The sequence below is a fragment of the Patescibacteria group bacterium genome, assembly GCA_028707065.1.
Lineage (GTDB): Bacteria > Patescibacteriota > Patescibacteriia > Patescibacteriales > WJLG01 > JAQTUZ01.
Genome location: JAQTUZ010000001.1, coordinates 128,374 through 150,339, shown reverse-complemented (window position 1 = coordinate 150,339; position 21,966 = coordinate 128,374). Strand labels below are relative to the sequence as shown.

Below are 21,966 nucleotides of genomic sequence, written 5' to 3'. Positions count from 1 at the left end.
AATCGTAAACTAATTAACCAATTAACTAATCAACTAATACGCTAATTTATTTCTTAAAAAATTTTATAACCTTCTCGGCTACCTCTTCAAAGACCGACAAGTTCAGCGAATAGATCTGCATCTGCCCGTCGCGGCGCACCGAAATCAAGTCGGCATCCTTAAGCACGCCCAGGTGATGCGACAAGGTCGGGGCCGTGAATTTAAAATATTCGCCGATCGCTCCGGCCGCCAGATCGCCCTTCTTCAATAATTCCAATATTTTTTGCCGGCTCGGATCGGACAAAGCATTAAATGTCTTGCTTAATACCATATATTCAAATAAAGCTGATTATTAGATGTTTAGACAACTATCTAAATAATATCATACCGGCTAAAATTGTCAATACCAATAAAAAAGGCCATTTATTCAATGGCCGCTATCAAGGGAATCCTTAAAATACTAACTGAAACAAATGGAATAGAATGGCGTAAAATACGCAGTAACCGACAGTATATCCCAAGAAAGAACTGGTGATAATCTCCCCTATTTTATGGCACTCACTCCTGCCGATATAGATTGACAAAACTACGGCAGTGGCGCCGGAAGCCAGCAAGACATAGGCGCCGCTCATCCAAAAAGACAAACTATTGACAGCGTAAATAACGCCAATGATGCTTCCGACTAGCGCCCCGGCAACCAAGCAGCAAACAGCTGTGCCGCAGCAAAAATAATTCGCGCTCACTTCCGAATAAGCGTTTTGATCCATTTTTACCTCCCTTGCTAAAAGTTCAATAATCTCCTATTTAATCATGTTCATCGTGTAATAGTCAACCGGCGCGTAATCATCGGTCAAAACCGGCAAATCATTCTTGTTCGGCTGCTGATAGAGCATCTCGAAATAGCTGTAAAGCTCGGCATTGTCGCTCTGCAATTTCGCCGGCACCGGGCTTTTCACCGCCATCAGCATCACGTTCTGCACTTTGTAAGCGTCAGTATTATAAACGCGGAACAGATAAACTTGCGGAAAAACCGCCTGGTAGGTCGCCAGCTCGGCCCGCAAGAATTTGCTCTTACCACCCTGCAAGGCCGAAATGATATTTACGATCACCACGCCATTATCATTCATCCCGTTATAAATTTCCTGCGCCGCCTCGCGGGTAGTGAGCTGATAAGGGATTGATAAATGGGAAGTAAAAGCATCGACATAGACCGCGTCGTATTTTTTTTGATTATTATTCAAAAAAACCCGCGCATCCTCATGGTAAATACGCAAACGCGGGTCGTCTTTGAGATTAAAATACTTTTTGGCAAGCTCGGTCATCGCCGGATCGATCTCCACCACGTCCATGCTCGCTCCCGGATGATTTTTCAAAAAATCCTTAGGATAGGAATAAGCCGCGCCGCCGATCATCAGCCCTGTCCTGATCGCCGGATTGATCGCATCGGCGAGGCGATAATATTTGGAATAGCGGTAAACCAGGTCATTATCGCCGTCCAAGAACATTCCCGACTGGATGCCGTAGGGATCAGTAGAAAGGCGCAAAACCGGCCGTTTGGTTTCCGCGTCCGAAGCCGGAACAATCCAGATCCGATTATATTGGCTGTCGACGTCGATCAACCGGCTCGCGTCGGCATGAGCGCTTTTAGCCAGAAAAAAAATTATCAGCCCGAACAAAATAATAATCAAGGCCCATCTTGCGCCAAGCAGCTTTCCCGGGACAATCATTAACGAAGCAAAAATCAGCAGGGCGACGAGAAAATACAGGATATTGATCGTGCCGAGAAAAGGGATCAGCAAAAATCCGGCGGCAAAAGTGCCGACGATGCTGCCGATGGTGGAAATGGCATAAAGATCGCCGACCATCCTGCCGGTATACTGCAGATCTTTGACTTTCAGCTTTACCGCGTAAGGCGAGACGATCCCCAAGAGAAAACTGGGCACGGCAAATAAAAATATGGTCGCGGCCACCGCCGTGACATAAATATTGCGCGTCACTTCCCTGACAAAAATCAGGACTTCCTCATTGACCAAAACTATCGCCAAAACAAAAAAAGCCGCGCCTAAAATGATAATGGCAAGCTTGCGCCGGTCAGCTTCCTTATCAGCCATTTTCCCGCCGACATAGTAGCCTAAGCTCAAGGCGCCAAGGATGATGCCGATCAGCGAAGTCCAAACAATCGTGGAAGTGCCAATATAAGGCGCCAAAACCCGCGAGCCGACCAGCTCCAAAATCATCAGCGCCGCGCCGCAAAGAAAAACAGTTATTTCCAAAGAATATTTTTTCATAATTATCAGTCTCAATTAATGCCTAATCTTAACACATCTTCATTATTATACAAGGTGAGGATTAAATGAAAAGCGCCAAATTCAGTTGGCGCTTAATGAAGAAATTTTTCAGGCGGCTCGCCACGGTTGGCCACATCTATTACAGTTTCCCCCGACGCAAAAAGAACTCGGATGGTGGCAATGAGCGCAAATTGCTTTTTCGATATGCTGATACGAAGGCGGATTTTGATCTTGGCTGCTGTCCGGAGCGATTGCCCGCCAATATTCATCTAATTCCGCCTGACAGCCAAGGCCGCCTTCCTTATTGACCTTTGTCGGCATTCCAAACAAAGCGGAAAAAATACCCATAGAGCACCTCCTTAAAGACCATAATGTCCTTGTTTAAAAGATCTAAAACAATTGTTTTCGCCAATTTTGGCTATTTATTTTTTCTAAAGGAACCGCTTGCTTTAATTTATAGCTCCCCGAAGCAATTCTGACAAGCCCGGACAAATACGCGCCGCAACCAAGCTTACGGCCAAGGTCATCGGCAATCGAGCGGATAAAAGTTCCGGATGAGCAATGAATCAGCAGACGCAAGTCCGGCCAATGATATTTTAAAATTTTCGCCTGATAAATTTCAATTTGATTGGGTTGGCGGATAATTTCAATCCCCTTTCTGGCCAGCTCATATAATTTCCGGCCGCCGACTTTCTTAGCTGAAAACATCGGCGGAATCTGCTCTTGTTTGCCTGATAGCGTCGCCACGATTTTTTTAATTTCTTTTTTATCAACCGGCTCGCCATGATATTCGGTTAAAATTTTTCCTTCGCGGTCATAAGTATCAGTCGTGATGCCCAAACGGATCAATGCCTCATATTTTTTGTCTTTTTTAACAAAACGCCCGATCTCTCTGGTGGCCGAGCGGCCGATAGCGCAAAGCAGCAGCCCAGACGCGGCCGGATCAAGCGTGCCGGCATGGCCGATTTTTTTTATCCCGGTAATCCGCCGCAAGCGGGCGATCACCCCGAAAGAAGTCGGGCCGGCCGGCTTGTCGATCAAAATAAAACCCTCTTTTTTTAATTCTGCCACTTGATTAACGATTAATGATAAAGGCGCCGATCAAAATAACCGCGATGAAAACGAATTTTTGCGCCAGAGTTTTCTGAGAAATATCCTCCTTGAATATTTTCGGCAAAAACAAAGTTAAGACCGCACCCAAGACCAAGACGACAAAAGGCTGGGCGCTACCTACCACCCAAACCAAAGCTAGCGGAGCGAATAAGGAGGCATAATTAAAAATGATCTTGGCCGCGATATTCATCGCCTCATTCAAAGCGCTGACGCCTACGATCCGGCGGCCATTAGCTTTTAAAAACGCCCAGATATCGGAGCGATATTTTTTGATCGCCAGCATTGCTAAGGCCACCAAGCCAAACCCAGAATATTCCCAAAAACTGGTCGTCCAAAAATCGCTTGCTGTCTCGATGAATTTAAATAAAAAAATATTCAGGGCATAAAGAAAAACTGACAGCATCAAGAGCAAAAATGACCGCCAGCGGATCCGCTGGCGCGCGCGTTTAAATTCCACCGCTATGCCAACTGTCCCAAAAATTATCAGCAGCCCGCCGGCAATTTGGTTAAAAGTCAAAACTTCGTGAAGGAAGATCAAACCGAGAAAAAACGAAAAGACCGGAATAGCCTGAAAAAAAGGCGCAGCTGTCGATGGATCCTCTTTGCGCAAAACGATGAAATACGGCAGAATCGCGAAAACATAGACGATTCCGGAAGCGATCAGAATAAAAATATCGTGGAGCGGAATTTCTAAAACATTCCGGCGGATCAACAAAATTACGGGCAAAAGCAATAGCCCGATCACCGCGCCGAAAAAAATTAAAACGGTCATCCCACGCTTCTGGAAAAATCGGTTGACCAAATATTTATCCAAAAAAGTGGTCAAGCTCCACAAGGTAGTGCTTAATAAGGCTAGCCAAAACCAATTCATAAAAATATTGCTGTAAAATCCCTAATTATAACTAAATTATATCACGTATCTAGGATATGGGCATTATCTTTGACAAATGAGAAAAAAAGATTTATATTGCTCATATTGAAAAGTGAACCTTAGCTAAAGGAGCTAATATGATCAAAGGAATCGTTTACTTGCCCTTTCTTTACTGCTTGTTATTTTTTGGTTGCGCGCCGGTTTTTCACGCCGTCAAACCCCCTAATTTTGTTGTCGATACTCCGCCCCCTCTCAGCCTCATGGACGTTATCGACAGCGTTAGCCCGCCAGATAGCGCTACCGAGGTGCCCCCGCTATCCCTCATCAAGATCATCTTCTATGATACCAGTCTCGTGATTCAAAAGATGTCCGGCACCTTTTGCTGCCTTTATACCGAATACGGCGAAGAAGTGAAATGTGCGATCAAAAGCCGCCGGGGAATTTTTTACTTGATCCCTGAGCATCCGCTTTATCTGGCAACCACTTATCACGTCATCGCCGCCAATCTCGCCGACAAGAATAAAACAATATTTCCAGGCAAAATCGGCTGGTGCTTCACCACCAGAAAAAAATGAACTAGATCTAAAATCCCGCGAAGTCATGCTCGCGGGATTATTTATTTAAAAAATTCGATTAAAAATTATCTGACGACTCCGATTTGCATATACCAGCCTTGCGGCTTCTGGCAAAGCGGGCATTTTCCCGGGGCGGTCTTGCCCTTGTGGACATAGCCGCAATTCAAGCATTTCCATTCGACTTCTTTTTCACTGGTAAACATCATTCCTGATTCCAGCCGGTCAGCCATAATTGTGTAGCGCTCGGCGTGCTTGGCTTCCACTTCAGCGATCTCGTGAAAAAGTTTGGCGGCTTTCTCGTCGCCTTCTTCGCGGGCTTCCCGCTCGAAATTCGGATACATCACGCCGAATTCGAATTTTTCCCCTTCGGCGGCGTGGCGCAAATTATCCAGCGTATTGCCTAAGGGGTGAATATCATAAGTATTGGTCATCTCGGTGTGGCCGGCAATCTGCTCCAATTCTTCCTTAGCGTGGGCTTTTTCATTATCGGCCGTTTCCTCAAAAACTTTGGCCGCCCAAACCAAATTTTCCTTCATCGCGATCTCGGCATAATAAGTATATTTGTTCCGCGCCATTGATTCGCCGGCAATGGCTTTTAAAAGATTGGCTTGCGTGTTGGTCATAAAATTAGTTGATTAATTATTAGTTCTCGATTGCTAAACTAATTATATTCCAATTTTACCGCGAAAACAAATAATTTTGACAAAAAAACCGGTAAAGATTAAGATGATGAAAAGCTCTTTTTCATTCAAACCGGAGGCAATCATGAAACAAATGACGTTGTTGTTCCTTTCTTTTTTCATCGCCATCTTGGCGGTTTCTGTTTCGGCACAGACGTCTGATGAGCTGAACGCGCAAGCCGTTAATGGTTATTTGGATCTGCATCCTCTTGATTCTGCCGCTTGGTGGCTTATTGGAAGCGGATCAGAAAGCATGCTGGAAAAAAAGATGGTGGAAGTAAACGATCTCGTCAATGCTTACCAGGACAGGATCCCGCCCACCACTTTGCTCGCCGATTATTTGGCGGCCAAACCGGTTTTTCGCTTCGGATATTTTTTCGGCGATTCGGCCTATTATCCAAAGCTGAAAAATAATCCGAAACAAAAGATCAGCCTGTCGATCTGTTTTATTCCCCTTAGCCTAAAAGACTACCGGCCTTTTATCACTTACCAGGCTAAGGAAAAAAGACTGCTGATCTGGGGTATTGATTGCCCCAAATCGCTTTTTGCCGCGCTGCTTTTTTACGGCTTGCAATCGGCCGCGGCCGATGCGCCGGAAAAAAACTTCGGTGAAGACCGCGAGAGCGCGATGACCGCCGCCAACATACTCAATGCGGCTAGCAAGGGAAATTTTTTCAATTATCTTGATGGATTTTTGGCCAACCAGCCAGGAGAAAATTCCCTGGCCAAGATCAGCGCCGGCGATCTGTCCGGCATCGACGCCAAAATCGGAGTCAAAATGATTGGCCGCGATCTGGCCCAGCAAATCCTGCCGATCTATGTAATAGCATTAAAAAGCCGGCTGATGCTGCGAAAATCTTATCAGCGTTAACCAAGGCCCGGGAACTTCTTCAAGTCCCCGGGCTCTTTTTTTACCTTGACAAAAAAGGTAATCTTTGTTATTGTTATATCAAATAAAAAACGCTTTTACCTTTGCCCAAGGAGATCAAAATGAAAAAGAAGTTGCTCAGACAGCCGGTAGAATTCCCTGGAGGCTTCAAAGCTACCGATTCATTGATAACCGGACCAGTGGGGGTCAATAAGGCCGTCCGCGACTCCATACGTGATGCAGTCTTGCCGCACGTTCTGAAAAAATTTGCGGCGCCAAAAGTCGAAACGCACAATACGATTCCACCCGCCTACTATCAGAAAGCTCCCCCTGTCGTACAAATAGGCGGCGAATGCCTGAACATGGGCCACGGAGAAACTCCGCGCCCTCGTTGACCGATAATTATTTCTATCAAAAAAGCCCGGAAATCTGCGCGGATTTCCGGGCTATTTATTTTTACTGCTGTTTGCGTAATTCAAATCCGCAGCGGGACTAGCGGAGTGATAGGAAATAAGGCCTGCGCGCCTCCCCTCCTTTCCAAGGAGGGGTCTGGGGGTGGTTTGTATGCGCCACTTTTTCTAAAAAAAGTGGCAAAGATTTTAATAATTTATTCCATAAATCCGCCGGCCTGCAATTCCCAAAGATGGCGATATAAACCGTTCGGCTTGTTTTCCAATTCTTGATGCGTGCCTTCTTCTTTTATTTTTCCTTCATCAATGAAAATTATCCGGTCCATCTTGCGGATGGTCGAAAGGCGATGAGCGATGACGATCACGGTCTTATCTTTCATCAATTTTTCCAACGCATCCTGGATCAAACCTTCCGATTCGGAATCAAGCGAAGAGGTCGCTTCGTCCAAAACCAAGATCGGCGCGTTGCGCAAGATCGCCCGGGCGATCGCGACGCGCTGGCGTTCGCCGCCGGACAACTTGATGCCGCGCTCGCCGACAAAAGTATCATAGCCCTTGGGCAGATCCGCGATAAATTCATGGCAATGAGCCAGCTTGGAAGCTTTGATGACTTCGGCATCAGAAGCGCCAGGACGGCCATAGCGGATATTTTCTTTCAAATTGCGGTGGAACAAAACCGGGTCTTGCGGCACCAAACTGATGTTTTTCCAAAGACTTTCCTGCGTAACTCCGGCGATATCCTGGCCGTCGATCAAAATATGCCCGCCGGTAAGATCAAAATTCCGCAAAAGCAATTTGATCACCGTGGTTTTACCGGCGCCGGACGGGCCGATCAAAGCGATCTTTTCGCCGGCCTTGATCGTCAAATTGAAGTTAGCTAAAATCTTTCTGGTTTCATGATAGCAAAAAACAACTTTGCTGAATTCGATTTTCCCTTCGCTTACCTTCAATTCCTTGGCTCCGGGGCGATCAACGATCTCCGGCGTGGTTTGCAAGAGCGTGGTCATTTCTTCGGCATCGGAAAAAGAACGATAAAAATTACGCACCATCCTGCCGAATTGCCAGGATTGATCGATGATCAGAATCACATAAGCTTGCACCAAAACAAAATCGCCCGGCGTGAACAAGCCTTGCCGCCAAAGCCGGATGGCAAAGATCAATAAGCCGAATTCCAAAACGATCATCAGAAATGAAGAGGTGCCGTTGAAGATCTCTTCCGTGCTCCAGGCGTACTGCATTTTTTTCCGCGTATCTTCGGTAAGATCGGAATAAGATTTGTTTTCCCTTTTATTGCCGTTGAATAATTTGATGCTGGAAAAATTGGTGATGGTGTCGGACAAAAATCCGGTCGTTTTGGAAATGGCCTCGGTTTCCATGATGTCATATTTATATTTCCAATTGGCGAAGAAGAAATTGAGGGTGAAAAAGATGATCAGCCAAACCAAGGTGGCCAGCCCCATGGCCACGTTGCGAAAACATAAAACAGTGATGATGATCACCATGTTGACGATCATCGGCAAAAGATTCCAGAAAAAATTATCCGTGATGTTTTCAAAGGCTCGGGTGAAATAATTGACTCTCTTGACCAAGGTGCCGGAAAAATTGTTGCTGAAAAAAGAAAAAGATTGGCGATGCAGATGCCGGAAGCTGTCATTGTTCATTTCGGCGATCGACCGGGAAACCAGCCTGATATCCAAAATGACGGCGACGCGCCATAGCGCCCAGCGGATAAACGACAAGGCCGCGGCGGTCAGCAACAACCCGAAAGCGGCCTGATACATTATTCCTTTCACCCCGGGCGCGGCAATGACGTCGATAATTCTTTTAAAATAGATAGGAATGATGGTTTCGATCGAAGCCGCCGCGATTGCCAAGCCTGCCAAGCCAAAAAATACCATTTTCCGCTTGCGGATATTGGCCCAATAGATCTTAATTGTCGCCAAAGCCTTGCTTTTCATAAAAAATCACGGCCTCAAGAAATTTCTTGCCCGGCCGGTTATATTAATATATACGTAAAATAACGACAATCGTTACACTTAAAAAGCGGTCCCGACTCGTGTCGTGACCGCTATCTATCTTCACTTTGACTGCCTTGCTTTGATTACTTACCAGTCGGCAGCTCAACGCCCAACTCTTCCTTCAGCACCCGGAAAATCTCCGCCACCGGATCAGCCGACTCAAGAAACTGCCGGCCGCCGACGAAGAAATTTCCTCCCACTTCTTTCGCGCCGATAAATGTGCCAATCCGCTTTTGTTCGTGCGCATCTTTGCCTGGCGAACGAAGCCCGGGAATGACAATTACCGCATCGGAATATTTCTTCCGCAGTATTGCCGCTTCCTCGGCCGAGCAGACAAACCCGCGCGCCCCGGCGTCATAAGCAAGTTCGGCGAGTTTCATCACCTGATCGATCGGCTGGCGACAGAATATTTTATCGCACTCGCTACCGATAGAAGTCAGAAGCGTTACCGCCAAGACGATAGTCGGTGTTCCAGCCATTCCTTCGACCGCGGCTTTGACCATTTCACTTCCACCGGAAGCATGCACGGTAACTGCCCAAGGCGGAGTCTTCCGCAGCCGCTTGCAATCGTTGGTCACGGTCTTGGGAATATCGTGCCACTTCGGGTCATACATCACCCGCGCATAAACAGAAAGATCCGCGATGACTTCATTTATATTCCCGGTAAGAGACATGTCGTTGACTTTGGCAATGCAGCCGGCTGGACGCAACAGATCCAGATAAGAAAAAACTTCTTCCGGCGGCTTGCCGTCATAAGCGACGATCAGCGGATTGTTTTTTTCGATTTCCGGATCGCAGCGCTCCATCAGTTTGGTCTCGACCAGATGGCGCCGCACATGATGCAGGGTCATTCCGGACCAGACTTCGACATCGCCGAAACCGGCTTCAGCCAATTTCTTCTGCCAACCCTGCTGGCGGTCGACCATGACTATAATTGCGACAACGACTGCTCCGACCGAACGAAGTTCAACGAGCGGAGCGATCTTCGAAGCCCCGTCGGTTACGACGTCGTCAATGATCACCACCCGATCGCCGCGTTTTATCTCGCCGATCAATTTTCCTTTGGTCACTCGTCCGGGTTTGGCTTCTTCCCTGATCGTCACCAGCGGCTTGCCGGTGATGACGGAAAGATGGCCGGCCAGAGGACTTACCGCGTCCGGAACTTCAACCAGACGATCAACCCGCAGCCGTTGTACGGGATTAGCGTACAATTTGGCCAGGTAATCGACCAACTCCGGATGACTGCGCATATCGCGCAAATTGATGTAAACATCAGTCGTACCGCCTTTTTTGAGCGGCAAGCTCCGCTTGTTGTCCCACTTGATAATGCCGTTTTCCACCATGGCAATAATCGCCTCTGTCTGTTCATTCGGCACCAGCCAATGAGAACCATTTACTCTGAACATATCGCCCCTTTCGTTAAAGTGATTGTAGCCTTATCTGACGTTAAAAAATGTACAAATCCAATCATACTAATTTAGCTTATTGCCCCATCAAAGTCAACCGGACAAAAATTTGGCTCATTTTTCAATCACAATCTTTTCGCCAATAATGATTCTTCCTTTTTGAACAATCCCGGCATTAACTTCCAAAACATATTTGGCTGGAGCAACCGATTGATAAACCGGGCAAGGGTCGGCGGTGCAGGGTGAAAAATCATTTTTAATATCGACGATCTTGTCGTCGGCGGAGATGAAAATCATATCAAGCGGAATCAGAGTATTTTTCATCCAAAAAGATTGAGGCGCTTCTTGGGGAAAAATAAACAGCATGCCCGAATCGGCCGGCAATGATTTTCTGAACATTAAGCCGCGCTCCAATTCGGCCGGAGCCTGGGCCAATTCGGCGTGAATGATAAAATTCGGGTGATCGGCGAAAAAAACATCCGCCGTGCCGATTTGATGAAAATATAAAAACAAATAAGCCAGGCCGCCGGAAATAATCATCAGGTTTAAAAGAATAATCAAAATTCTGTTTATATTTTTCATATTGACACAATTACGCCGCAGTCCCGCGGCGGCTTGTCCCGAGTTTGCCGAGGGAAGACTGCGGCGAGGCTGAATCCGGCCAATTCAGGCAGAGTCCCCGATACACCGACTGGCGGAGGGAGACTCTGCCATGGCCAGAAAGAAATTAAACAAAAGGATTTAGCTTGGTAAAATCCGGTAAAAATATTTCACTCGAATCCGGTTCTTGCGTCCAGCCGTTCTCCAAACCAAGCTCGAATTTTTTCTTTTCCGCCGCCTCAATTTCTTCTCGCGAGACTTGCCGATTCAATTCGGGAAAATCTTTCGCGCGATAAACCGGATAAAACTGGCTCATCAGGCTTAAATGGATATTCTTGTCGATCAGAGCAATCTTTTCCAAAACGGAAAAAGTGTTGGGCAGATTATCCGGCAGGATCAGATGGCGGATGATCAAACCTTTTTCAGCCAAGCCGTTTTTATCAACTTTTAATAAACCGACTTGGCGATACATTTCGCGGATCGCTTTTTCCGCCACTTCCGCATAGCTTAAGGCACGCGAATATTTCGCGGCCGCGAAGTCGTCGCCATATTTAAAATCCGGCAGATAGATATCGATCAAGCCGGCCAAATCTTTAATTGCCGCGGCTGATTCATAGGCGTTGGAATTCCAGGCGATCGGAATTCGCAAACCATCCTTTTTAGCCAAAATGATCGCCTGCTTTATTTCTCTCCGCCAGGGCGTTGGCGTTACCAGGTCAATATTCGCCGCGCCTTGCTTTTGCAAATCCAGCATTATTCGCGCCAACTCTGCCACCGAATATTCCTTGCCTAAATTCTCCTGACTAATCTGCCAATTCTGGCAAAAAACGCAATGCAAATTACAGCCGGAAAAAAATACGGTACCGGCACCCTTGGCCCCAACCAGCGGCGGCTCTTCGCCAAGATGCAAACCAAACCACGCTATTTTAACTTTATTATTCATATTTTTAAATTATACACCAGTTGCGGCAATAAAAAAACGAGTTAGAACTTTTGCACTTATTATGTTATAATGGATAATAATCCGCGGTTACGGATGCTATTTTACGGCGGAGAAAATTTTACCGAAACAAATGAGGATTCTATCATTTTTTAAAAAAATCCTGGTTCCTGAAGAGCCGATTGCCGGCCTGGAGATCTCTGATTCTTGCCTCCGGCTGGTTTTATTAAGCTTGAACAAAAAAACCGGCTTGATCGCCGCCCGGGAATATTCCGAACACCCTTTGGCCGCCGGCATCATCATCAATGGGGAAATAAAAAACCCGGCTGATCTTTGCCAAGCGCTTTTGGAATTCAAAAAAGAACTTAGGATACCGGTCGATTACGCGGTCGCCAGCATTCCGGCCGACAAGATCTACGTGAAGGTCCTGTCTTTCCCTAAAAATATCGAAGGGCCAAAATTAGAAGAGGCCATCAAGCTGGCCGTTAATTTCCAGCTGCCGCTCAAACCGGACGACGCTTATTGCTCTTGGGAAATATTTCCCGGAAACGGGTCGCGGGAAGTATTCATCGCCGAGGCTCCCAAAAAAATCATCGATCCTTATCTGGAATGCCTCCGCCAGACCTTCCATCTGATCGCCCTGGAATTTCCGGCCGAGAGCTTCACGCGAGCCGCGGCCGAGGAAAAAGACCAAGCGATCTTATTAAAGATCGCCAATCAAAGCAGCCATAATTTTTTCATCATCAAAAATAATGTCATCCGCTTCTCCCGCACCCTGGGGCCGGATTTCCCGGAAAAAAAGCTGAAGAAAGAAGCGGAAAAGATCAGCAATTTTTATGAATCCGCCGCTAATGAAAAAATTTCCCGGATCATCAACCTTAGCGAAGACATGCCGGCAATCGATAGAAAAATAGATTTCCCCGAATTAAATACCGGCGCTTGGCTGGTCGCTTTGGGAGCGGCGGTCCGCGGGATCATTCCGCGCGCCGAGGATGATTTTGTCAGCTTATCCCCGATCAGCGCGCAAAAGGCTTATAAATACCACAAGGCGGTGAATTTCTCTTCGATCATCACCAAGCTGATCGTCGGCTTAGCTATTTTTTTTATCGCCTCTTTTCTGGGGGTATGGCTGTTAATGGTCACTCTGCAGCAGCAGACCGCCGAAAAAACCGATGATCTAAGCAGTCTGCCTTCCGTCCCCGATTTGGCCAAAGTTGAACAGAAAGTGCAAACCGCCAACACGCTCATCGCCGACACGGCGAAAATCATGTCCAACTCGCCGCAATGGTCGATCGTCATCGCGGAATTGCAAAGATTAGTCACGGGCGGCATCATTGTCAGCGGCTTAAGCTTGCCTTCCGCCGAAGGAACGATCACCTTAAGCGGCATAGCCGAAAACCGCACCACCCTTAACCAACTTCGGGACAAATCAAAATCTTCCTCCTTGCTAGCCGAAATAAATTTACCGCTGACCAACTTAGAGCAGCGAGAAGATATTCCTTTCAGCATTTCTTTCAAGCTGAAAGATCCTCAAACGGTCTATTTTAAATGAAAATATCGGGTAATTACCCGATATTTTCATCCCGAGCCCGCCCCGGCGGGTGAGGGATCTATCCAAGTTATGTGGTTCAATAACAGAAAACAAGTCTTAATGATCCTTGCCCGCTATTCAACCATCGCTTTATTGGCGATAATTTTAGCTGTTACCATCAACTTTTTCACCGGCAAAGCGATCAATAAAATAAGCGATTCCTTATCCCAAAAAGAGAAATTATCCCGGACATTGACCCTGAGGATCGAAAATATCCAGCAATTGAAAAATTCTCTCACTTTGCTCGGGGACAATGATCAGAAAATACGCGATGTTTATCCCCCCGCTGATAATATCCTCGCTTTTGTCAGCGCTCTGGAAAGCATCGCCAAGCAGAATTCCCTGCAACAGAATTTAAGATTCGGCAATTTTACGCCGACGACGGACGCCGGCGGGATCTCGGTGGTCAAAACCGATTACACGATAAATTTAAATGGAACGATAAATACGCTGTCGGCCTATCTTAAACAAATAGAAAAACTTCCTTTCGCGACCGCGATCGGTTCGATCAATCTGCTCGCCCCTCCTCCCAACGGCTGGAATGGCAATTCTTCCATTACTATTAACGGCACGCTTTATGCCCGCCAAACCCAATAATTCTTTAAAGAGATTACCGCTGACCAAGATGATCTATCCCGCGATCACCTTGATTTTTGCCGCCATCGTTCTGATCTTATTCGTTAAAACTTTAGTCTTTTTATCCACCAGCATCAATAAAGTTTTTTCCGAAAATACCGCCTCCTTGAAAAATGAAGTTCCCCGCTTTGACGCGGCCAATTACGAATTGATCAGAAAAAGATTCGGCTGGCCCGAGCTTCCCGCGCCGAACTCCCTGGAAACGCCCGCCGTGCCAAGCGCCGTGAATATTTCCAGCTCAACTGCCGCGACAAGTTCTCCGGCCAAAAACAATGATACCCCGCAAATAGCCGCTGCCAAAGCCGCCATTACTATTAAAATATTCAATGGCCCGGGGAAAAACCAATCCGGAGAAACCTTGCAAGATAGTTTGAACCAAGCGGGTTTTACCAGCACGAAAATCGACAGCCACCAGCTTGTCTTAAAAGAAACAATCGTTCAATTTAAAACAACCGGCGCCCAACTTCAAAATTATATCGCTCTGATCAAAAAAATTATTTCGGAAAAATACACTGTGCAAATGGGAAGCGATTTACCGGATAATACCGACTATGACGTTTCGATCCTGATCGGAAAAAAATAACCCCGCACCATTTTTCATGAATTTTTAAGAGTTAATTTAAAACAACTGGAATTTGTTTTAAAAAAAATTCTTGATCATTTCGTAAAAAATGGTGCGGGGCTTTTTTATTTGGTTCAAATTTAGTTAGTCAATTCCGACCAGGTGGCGCTATTTATTTCGCCATAGCCTGCCAAGTCATAAGTTACCTGAACCTCAAGCGTTCGGGTTTTATTTTGCACGATTCCCTTGGCCGCAATGATCTTAGGATATTCCGTTGTTCCCGCATCAGCGCTCACGGAAATCTTCGCGCAACCTGCGCCTGTCAGACAGCCGTTAGGCGCCATATCCAGCGTGTAGCAATCAACAGACGCGCAAGCATAATTTTTATCGCGGGCAATCCGCATTAAAGCATCCTTGGCGCCCGCTTCGGCATAACTTAACGCCGCGGCAGATTGCTCTACTGCCGCGTTAGTCGTGGTTTGCGTATAAGTGGCGGCGGCGATCCCGACTGCCGCGACAAGGATCAGCGCGCTTAGCGCCAGAATCGTCGGGATGGTCGCGAAACCGCCGGTTGTTTGAAAAAATTTCATCGCAATGAAGAACTCGTTTGCTTAGTTAAAGAATATTGGTAATCCGGATTAGCGCCGTTATAGCCGATGGTCAGAACGGTTTGGATGCTGACGATCGTTTTGGGCAGAACAGTATTGGTATTTTCCAGCCTCGTGAAAGTCAGATTTTTTACCGCCACCGCGGCAGCGGTAATCGGCTCAGCGCTGCCATTGCAGATTCCGCCGGCCGAGCGGAATATTTGACCGCTAACCACGCAATAGGTAATTGAAGTGGCGCCAACGGTTACCGCCAAAGTAGCCGCCGCCGGCGTCGTAACCGCGCTAGCCGCTAAAATATCCTGATTAATCATGTCCAGCGCAAAACTGACGTTGGAGTTTACCTCGGCGGCCGCGTCAGCCCGGGCCTGCCCGCCGGCGACTGACAAAAAAACTCCGCCGATCGCCGCGGTCACGATCGCGATCACGGTGATATAAATTAAAATTTCCATTAGCGAAAAGCCTTTGCTATTTATTTTCAAGCGAGCGAGAGAAATAATCCCCCCGCATTTTGCGGGGGAGATTATTTCCGAGCGAGCGCAGAAAAAATACCCCGTCCGCTTGCGGCGGGGACACCTTTTGGAAAAGATGGGTGCAGGGCTTGCCCTGCGGTTGATACCATTCATTTTGATCATAGGTCATGGGCTCCAATTAACGATAACTTTATTTACTTCCGGGCTGGCACTCCCCGAATCCGTGCAATTACTATAGGAACAAAGCTGGACTTTATAGCGGAAATAACGCTGATTATTATGATTGGCCGGAGCGCAAGTTATTTCGATCGGCGTTTCTGGCGCGCCCGGATCATACCAAGAGACATTGTCGCAGGTTACGCCATTGTCTGAACTGCCGAAAAAATTCTCCGGATTCCACGGCCCGCTCGAACTGTTGGAAGTCGCCAACTTGAAGCGCACCCGGCCATTGCCGCCGTTGAACGTCCCTTGCCACATAATCGAATTATACGCCGCGGTTTGAATCGTATCGAAAATAGCTGAAGTCAATTCTCCGGTCGGCGGCAAGCCAGCGCAAGAAGGCGGAGCATATTGATAAGTCAGGTCCAGCGCCGCTCCCGCGCCATAGATCGTCACGCCGGTCGGGTTGATGCCCAGATTAAAATAATAAGTTCCCGCCGAGCCAGGAGCGATCATCGCCGAAGTGTCAGCGTAAAGCAATTCAAAATACGTCGGGCTGACCGCTGACGGCAAATTGTAAATCTGGGAATTGCCCGAATTAAGAGTGAAATTTATGCTTCCGCCGCCGGTATAAGTTCCGGAAACTTTGAAGTAAGCGGACTTGATCGGATCGGTTACCGCGCCGATATTATCGCCGATATAAACGGGGAAATCCTGGCTTATGTTAGAGTCGGGATTGATAACTGAATCAGAGTCGTAAACGTAAAATTCCGTGGTCTTAACTTTTTGGCTCGAGCCGTCCGGACAAAAGGCCGGCTGATATTGGTAAGTCAGATCCAGTTTCACTCCCAGGCCGTAAATAGTGACGCTATCAGGAGTCAGGCTGAAATTATAACTATAATTTCCCGCGCTGGAAGGATCAATGACCGAGGAAGTATCGGCATAAAGCAATTCGAAATAAGTCGGGCTGCCGACCGTTGGCAAGTTATAAATTTTGGAATTCCCGGAATTAATCTTCAAATCAAGCGTGCCGCCGCCGGTATAAGTTCCGGAAATCTTGAAGTAAGCGGATTTGATCGGATCGGTTACCGCGCCGATATTATCGCCGATATAGACGGAAAAATCCTGGCTGACCGCCGAACTGACCGGCAGAGCCGAATCATAAATATAAAATTCCGTTGTCTTGATATTATCGGCCGCCAAAACTTGCCGTGCCGAAAAAAACAACGCTAAAAATGCTAAGACAAAAATAGTTTTATTTACCAGAGCCATATAAAAATTTGCCCGTCTTTATTTAACTTTTTATTTCACTTCAAAAGTCACCACGCCCTGAGATGTGCCCAAAGAAAACCACCACTTGGCGTCATCAGATTCGGGCGTGCTGGCTAAAAGGAAACTGTTGATCGTCGCCTGGGAAAAATTCGGATTATTTTGCAGCTGCCTGATAAATTCCCCCGAATCCGGCCATCCGGCAGGCAAATCAATTCCGGCCGCGTCTGATGACGAAACAATTTCTTTTTGCGAAACGATTTTATCTTTCTGAATAATTATCTCGTAAGCTTTCCCGGCTTTTTCTTCAGCGGAAAAAACCGCCTGCCACTGGCTTGATCTGCCCTCCAGCGTTATCGCCCCGAAAGATTTGATAAAAGACAATTTCGCGGCGCTGTCCCATTTTTTCGCTTCGCCGGCGGCCAGATCATACGCGCCCTTGATTGTTAAAATCGCGCCGGGGACTGCTGTCTTCTCCCCGCCGATAGCGGCGCTAAGCGGCACGTTAACCGGTCCGCTGGCGACTGAGTTGGCATCGGTCTTAAAAATTTCCTGCGTACTTGGAATAGTGTAGGCTTCTTCGAATAACCGCTCTTGCGGCACAACCACCGGCGGCGGCAAATTAGTTTTCGGCGTCTTGCTGACCAAAATAATAATAATCGCCAAAACTATCAGCAAAATTACTGCTCCGCCGATAATTAATAATTTATTTTTTTTCATAAAAATCTTAGGGCGCATAGCTGTAAGTAACAATAATTTTAGCCGAGTAAATATCAACGCTCATCCCGGCGCCCGGCGCAATCGAGATCATATTGCAGGGCGGATTATTTAAATGTCCATAAGTGCAGGCGCCTGAATCGTTTAAATTTAAATTTGTTTCCTCGTCTGGCCCGGTAATCTGATAAACAAATCTGAAGAAGGTGCGATCAGCAGAATTAACCATATACTCGCGAGGACTAACGCCATTCGCTTGAATAGTTATTGAGTTGCTCCCGCCGCTGACCAAGCCGGTAACTTCAATAAAGGCGCTTTTGACCGATGGCGAATCTTCCGGAGCGATAACGGAAAAAGAGGAAGTTGCCAGGGCCGTTATTCCGCTGGTCGCGCCCATAATATAAAAAAATGTTGTCTTGGCCGGTTGCGTGACGCTACTCGTCCTAAAAGAACAATAAGGCGTTGACTGCGGCCTTTGGCCTAAATTATGGGCGGCATCGCGCGACTTAACCTTATAATAATAAGTGGTCCCGGAATCAAGATTGGTAAGACCAACTTCGTGATAAAAATCGCCAACTTGCCAGATAATCGGAAATTTAATACTGGAAGATAAATCAGAATTTTTAGAATATTCAATTTGTCCGTCACCTGATTCATTCAGATACCAAAAAATCTTAATATTATTAGCACTAAGCTCTTTCTGCCCGTCAGCGCAAACAGTATCCGGCGGGGAAAAGGACGACGAAAAAGAGATGACCGGCGCGGTTGTATCAATAATCAAATCGGCATCTGTTTCATAATTTTCCACATCAGGATAAGATTTCCAAGCACTATAATAATCACCATTTTTAACATAATGCGCACGGACCTGCCAATGATACGAGTCATCCGGCGATGAAGTTGAAATGGTCAGCGCTATTATACCGCTATCATAGTCAACACCGGTTCCTTCTTCACAATAAGCCCCGGGGCAAGTGGAACCAAAATTATTTAGTACCGGCCGAATTTCAATTTGCGGATACATCTTGCCTCCGCCGGCAGCCGCGCTGGTGTCAAACCTGAAATAAACCGGCGTGGAAGAAGCATAGCCGCCGGTAGGAATTAAATTAGTAAAGCCGGAATTGCGGGATTGCAGCAGATTGCTCGGCATATCAGGCTCAAGAGTTTGCACGGTAAAATTCTTCGCATTGGAATCGTAATTATTCGATTTCAGATAAACACTGTTGTTGCCAACGGCCGCTCCCGTAGGAACTTGGGTGTCCATGGTAGTGTCAGTCCATCCGCCTGCCCCCCAGTAATTCGCCACGATGCCGGAAGTGAAAATAACCCGATCGTTGGCGGTAAACGCCGGAGAATTAACCAGATCCGAATCAACACCGGTCGTACCTGTAGGGCAAGTGCCGCTTTGGCAAAAATGATTGCCAGTAACAACTACGGAATCACCAACCGGATTGGAAACAGGATCAAAACTGGTGATGCGAGGTAAAATTCTATAGGTGCCACCGCCATAAGAATCAGTGGTGGCATCATTACCGCCAGCACCCTGATTGATGATAATATTTCCCGTGTAAGAATCGTCAGGGATCGAGTCTGGAATTTGGATTTGCACGGCTGTGTCATTCCAAGAATTGGTCGCAGCCGTCTGGCCCAAAACAGTAACTACTCCAGTGCCTTGGGCCGAACCGAAATGATTGCCGTTCAAAGTCACGACGCCATCAGTATCGCCCGCGTCATATTCGCGGGCGGCGTTAGTATAAGGGGAAACCGGATTGGTGGTGCTGATAATATCCGGGTAAACATAAAAATCCTGGCGCGCGTCATTGGCTGTCCCGCCGACTGTCGCTAACAGGCCGTTGGCGCCGGTTCCGCCATAACTATCGCCGGAAGAATATTGAAAATTGGAAACAGTAATGGAAGTATCAGTGAAAGTCGTGCCGGTGCAGGAAACAACAGCCGTGCCGATCTCAACTTTATTATTAGCGCCATCGCAAACAGTTCCAAAGCCATAGCCGTTGATCGTGACGCCTTGCCCGATCCGGCCGCCTGACAAGGGCGAAGTTATCGGATAAGTTATATTCGTGATATCCGGCCGCACGGTTGTGGCTCCAGCCAAAGATGCCGGCGCGCCGGTTTTTATGGAACTGCCACTGGTTGTGACATCGCCATTGGCCGCGATTTGGAAATTAACCGTCTGTCCGCCATCAGGATAAGCGCCTGACTTGGCCAGATCATAACGGACATAAAAATAATAAGTGGTGCCGGCGACCATGGCCAAAGATCCGGAAAAAGTCGCGGCTTCGGAAGTGAAAGCAGAAACGGTCGAGCCGAATTGCCCGGTTACGCCGTTGGCAAAATTTCCGTCAGTATCATAGAATAAAGCCGCGTTGGCCAAGTCATTGGTCGCGTTTGCCGTCCCGGTTTCAGTAATTTTTATCGAGGTCAATGTTTCCGAGCCGCTGTCAATCGCCAAGGTAAAGGCGGCACAAGAAGCCGCGCTATTGCAAGAAACGTCTTGAGCGTATTGCGAAGTCGCCCCCGAATTTAAATTAGCAACTTGGGAGCCGGCCGTGGCGTTGATCGTCAAGTTTTGGATTGAGACATTAATCCAATCCAGCATAAACGGCATCGAAGTGATACTGCTCACCGTCCCTTGTAAAGTCACTCCGCCATCAGAATTGGACCAGGTGGACAAGGGAGTGGTTGCGCCGCCGGCCGCGCCGTTGTAAGCCAATCTTTTCGCCCAGAGATCAGAATTCGCGTCAGTAAAACTAACCATCAACTGCGCCGCGTTGGCGGGGTTTCTTTTGACCTGGATGCTTTGCCCGGCCGTTGCCGGAGCGCCGGTAATAGCAAAACCGGTGTTTGTATTTGTCCGCCAAGCCGCGCCAACCGTATCATAATAAATATATCGATAACCAGTATTACCATTAGCATAGGCTGCCACGGCCATTCTCTGGCTGCCGCTCACCACCCAATCGATATCCACATGCATATCGCCGGCCGCAGTCGCCAATAAAGTCGTATCGGCATTGGCCACAGTTCCGCTGACTGCCGTGCCTGACCAGCGCCAGGCAGTAAGATCGTTGCCGGCATTTCCTTGTGCCGCGCAAGCAATCGCGTCAGAACCGGGGTCAGGAGCGCAGGCCACATTAGTCGCATCATCGGTCGGCCCGGCCGGAGTTTGCACGGCCGACCAAGTACAAGGCAAAGCTGCCGCGCAAGTCGCGTAGCGCCAGCCGTTCGTGCCATTGGCGCCCAAAGAAGTTCCCCAAGCTACCAGTAAATCACCAGTATTAGTTTCAAAGGCTAAGTCAAAAACTTTAGCCGCGTTAGCGCCGGCAGTTCCCTGCAATTCGATCGAGAGATCGGACCAGCCGTTGGCCGCGCCAGCCGGGGATTCGCTGCCCCAGGCGCTGCCCGTCCAGATCATCGCTTCCAATTTTCCGCCCTGCGTAGCCGTGGCATCGGAAAAGGCCGCCGCCAATACATTTGTCCCGCTGGTTTGTCTGGCTGCCAATTCCACCCAAAGCACGGCCGCGGTCACTCTGGTCGGATTAAGCATGGTCGGCCCGGTCCAGGAACCGGCTCCGCAGCCCGCGCCGGTTTTGCGATAATACCCCAGCTCGTTGGTCGTCGCGACATTGCGGGAAAATAAAACCATGGGGATGCCGGAAGTCTTTTCAAATTCCACGTCAAAACGCCGAGTAGCGGCGTTAGCGCTTACGGAAACTCCGGAAATATCTTTTGACCAGGTGCCGGCGCTATTGCGGCAAAAAATATCCATTACTCCGGTTGTAGACTGGGTTACCATAACGGTCAGATCTTCAGTCGTGGATTCTTTGGAAACGACCCAGCCGATAGTGGCCGTACCAGCAACAGTGGTGGTTTCTCCCCCGTAAGAATTTGTCGTATCGTTATAAAATTGAGTTCTGGGAGTAGAGTTGTTGGAAAAGCCATATTGGATTCTCGCATCTCCCACCGCGGCATTGGCATAATGGATCATCAGGCCGGAAAAAATATTATTTTCCCGGAAATTATCGACCACATTCGGATCGCGCTGCAAATGCCAGAATTTATCCACGATATTGGCGGATTTTTCATAGGCAGAGATAGCGTTGGTCAAAAAATCATAAGGCAGGCTGGAAAAAACCAAACCCAAAACCATCGTGAAAATACAAATATTTTTTAAAGCTTTTTTAATCATTCTGT

Annotated in this window: 22 protein-coding genes; 6 read left to right on the top strand and 16 right to left on the bottom strand. The window is 47.6% G+C overall.

Going from position 1 to position 21,966, the window contains the following annotated elements:
* Positions 1-46: 46 nt before the first annotated feature.
* From PHE24_00835 to PHE24_00810, 6 genes are all read right to left on the bottom strand, one after another.
* Positions 47-310 (bottom strand): autorepressor SdpR family transcription factor, encoded by a 264-nt coding sequence (locus tag PHE24_00835; protein ID MDD4901662.1) that lies wholly within the window; start codon positions 308-310, stop codon positions 47-49.
* 121 nt (positions 311-431) lie between these two features.
* Complete coding sequence (locus tag PHE24_00830) at positions 432-746, bottom strand: hypothetical protein (protein ID MDD4901661.1); 315 nt, start codon at positions 744-746, stop codon at positions 432-434.
* A 33-nt stretch (positions 747-779) separates the two neighbouring features.
* On the bottom strand, positions 780-2,267 hold the full coding sequence (locus PHE24_00825) for a fused MFS/spermidine synthase (GenBank protein MDD4901660.1): 1,488 nt from the start codon (positions 2,265-2,267) through the stop codon (positions 780-782).
* Positions 2,268-2,375: 108 nt separating this feature from the next.
* Entirely contained in the window at positions 2,376-2,615 is a 240-nt protein-coding gene (locus PHE24_00820; GenBank protein MDD4901659.1) for a hypothetical protein, read from the bottom strand.
* A 42-nt stretch (positions 2,616-2,657) separates the two neighbouring features.
* Positions 2,658-3,338 (bottom strand): tRNA pseudouridine(55) synthase TruB, encoded by a 681-nt coding sequence (gene truB, locus PHE24_00815; protein ID MDD4901658.1) that lies wholly within the window; start codon positions 3,336-3,338, stop codon positions 2,658-2,660.
* A 4-nt stretch (positions 3,339-3,342) separates the two neighbouring features.
* Positions 3,343-4,251 carry a DMT family transporter gene (locus tag PHE24_00810; protein ID MDD4901657.1) on the bottom strand — a complete coding sequence of 303 codons (909 nt, stop codon included), beginning with the start codon at positions 4,249-4,251 and terminating at the stop codon, positions 3,343-3,345.
* Positions 4,252-4,388: 137 nt separating this feature from the next.
* Between PHE24_00810 and PHE24_00805 the strand changes: the two genes are divergently transcribed.
* Positions 4,389-4,826: an Ig-like domain-containing protein gene (locus tag PHE24_00805; GenBank protein ID MDD4901656.1), complete on the top strand. Its 438-nt coding sequence runs from the start codon at positions 4,389-4,391 to the stop codon at positions 4,824-4,826.
* A 65-nt stretch (positions 4,827-4,891) separates the two neighbouring features.
* Here the strand turns inward: PHE24_00805 and PHE24_00800 are convergent, their stop codons facing one another.
* Positions 4,892-5,449 (bottom strand): ferritin family protein, encoded by a 558-nt coding sequence (locus PHE24_00800; GenBank protein MDD4901655.1) that lies wholly within the window; start codon positions 5,447-5,449, stop codon positions 4,892-4,894.
* A 142-nt stretch (positions 5,450-5,591) separates the two neighbouring features.
* Between PHE24_00800 and PHE24_00795 the strand changes: the two genes are divergently transcribed.
* Together PHE24_00795 and PHE24_00790 are read left to right on the top strand one after the other, a co-directional pair.
* Complete coding sequence (locus PHE24_00795) at positions 5,592-6,377, top strand: hypothetical protein (protein MDD4901654.1); 786 nt, start codon at positions 5,592-5,594, stop codon at positions 6,375-6,377.
* Positions 6,378-6,496: 119 nt separating this feature from the next.
* Entirely contained in the window at positions 6,497-6,769 is a 273-nt protein-coding gene (locus tag PHE24_00790) for a hypothetical protein (GenBank protein ID MDD4901653.1), read from the top strand.
* 212 nt (positions 6,770-6,981) lie between these two features.
* Here PHE24_00790 and PHE24_00785 read toward each other — a convergent pair whose 3' ends face one another.
* The 4 genes from PHE24_00785 to PHE24_00770 form a co-directional block, all read right to left on the bottom strand.
* Positions 6,982-8,742 (bottom strand): ABC transporter ATP-binding protein, encoded by a 1,761-nt coding sequence (locus PHE24_00785; GenBank protein ID MDD4901652.1) that lies wholly within the window; start codon positions 8,740-8,742, stop codon positions 6,982-6,984.
* A 143-nt stretch (positions 8,743-8,885) separates the two neighbouring features.
* A complete protein-coding gene (pyrF, locus tag PHE24_00780; protein ID MDD4901651.1) occupies positions 8,886-10,208 on the bottom strand; it encodes an orotidine-5'-phosphate decarboxylase in 1,323 nt (440 codons plus the stop codon).
* Positions 10,209-10,322: 114 nt separating this feature from the next.
* On the bottom strand, positions 10,323-10,790 hold the full coding sequence (locus tag PHE24_00775) for a DUF192 domain-containing protein (GenBank protein MDD4901650.1): 468 nt from the start codon (positions 10,788-10,790) through the stop codon (positions 10,323-10,325).
* Between the two features lie 145 nt (positions 10,791-10,935).
* Positions 10,936-11,751 (bottom strand): radical SAM protein, encoded by an 816-nt coding sequence (locus PHE24_00770; protein ID MDD4901649.1) that lies wholly within the window; start codon positions 11,749-11,751, stop codon positions 10,936-10,938.
* A gap of 130 nt (positions 11,752-11,881) precedes the next feature.
* On the opposite strand from PHE24_00770, the gene pilM reads away from it, so the two are divergent.
* From pilM to PHE24_00755, 3 genes are all read left to right on the top strand, one after another.
* Positions 11,882-13,300 (top strand): pilus assembly protein PilM, encoded by a 1,419-nt coding sequence (gene pilM / locus PHE24_00765; protein MDD4901648.1) that lies wholly within the window; start codon positions 11,882-11,884, stop codon positions 13,298-13,300.
* 69 nt (positions 13,301-13,369) lie between these two features.
* Positions 13,370-13,936, top strand: a complete 567-nt coding sequence (locus PHE24_00760; GenBank protein MDD4901647.1) for a hypothetical protein — start codon at positions 13,370-13,372, stop codon at positions 13,934-13,936.
* A complete protein-coding gene (locus tag PHE24_00755) occupies positions 13,917-14,558 on the top strand; it encodes a LytR C-terminal domain-containing protein (protein MDD4901646.1) in 642 nt (213 codons plus the stop codon). The genes PHE24_00760 and PHE24_00755 overlap by 20 nt, the downstream gene beginning before the upstream one ends.
* Before the next feature lie 119 nt (positions 14,559-14,677).
* Here PHE24_00755 and PHE24_00750 read toward each other — a convergent pair whose 3' ends face one another.
* From PHE24_00750 to PHE24_00730, 5 genes are read right to left on the bottom strand one after another with little or no spacing between them, the layout of a single operon-like run.
* On the bottom strand, positions 14,678-15,127 hold the full coding sequence (locus PHE24_00750; GenBank protein MDD4901645.1) for a hypothetical protein: 450 nt from the start codon (positions 15,125-15,127) through the stop codon (positions 14,678-14,680).
* Positions 15,124-15,768, bottom strand: a complete 645-nt coding sequence (locus PHE24_00745; GenBank protein MDD4901644.1) for a type II secretion system protein — start codon at positions 15,766-15,768, stop codon at positions 15,124-15,126. The genes PHE24_00750 and PHE24_00745 overlap by 4 nt, the downstream gene beginning before the upstream one ends.
* Positions 15,769-15,780: 12 nt before the next feature.
* On the bottom strand, positions 15,781-17,046 hold the full coding sequence (locus PHE24_00740; protein ID MDD4901643.1) for a hypothetical protein: 1,266 nt from the start codon (positions 17,044-17,046) through the stop codon (positions 15,781-15,783).
* Between the two features lie 30 nt (positions 17,047-17,076).
* Entirely contained in the window at positions 17,077-17,763 is a 687-nt protein-coding gene (locus tag PHE24_00735) for a hypothetical protein (GenBank protein MDD4901642.1), read from the bottom strand.
* Between the two features lie 7 nt (positions 17,764-17,770).
* On the bottom strand, positions 17,771-21,961 hold the full coding sequence (locus PHE24_00730; GenBank protein ID MDD4901641.1) for a hypothetical protein: 4,191 nt from the start codon (positions 21,959-21,961) through the stop codon (positions 17,771-17,773).
* Positions 21,962-21,966: the final 5 nt, after the last annotated feature.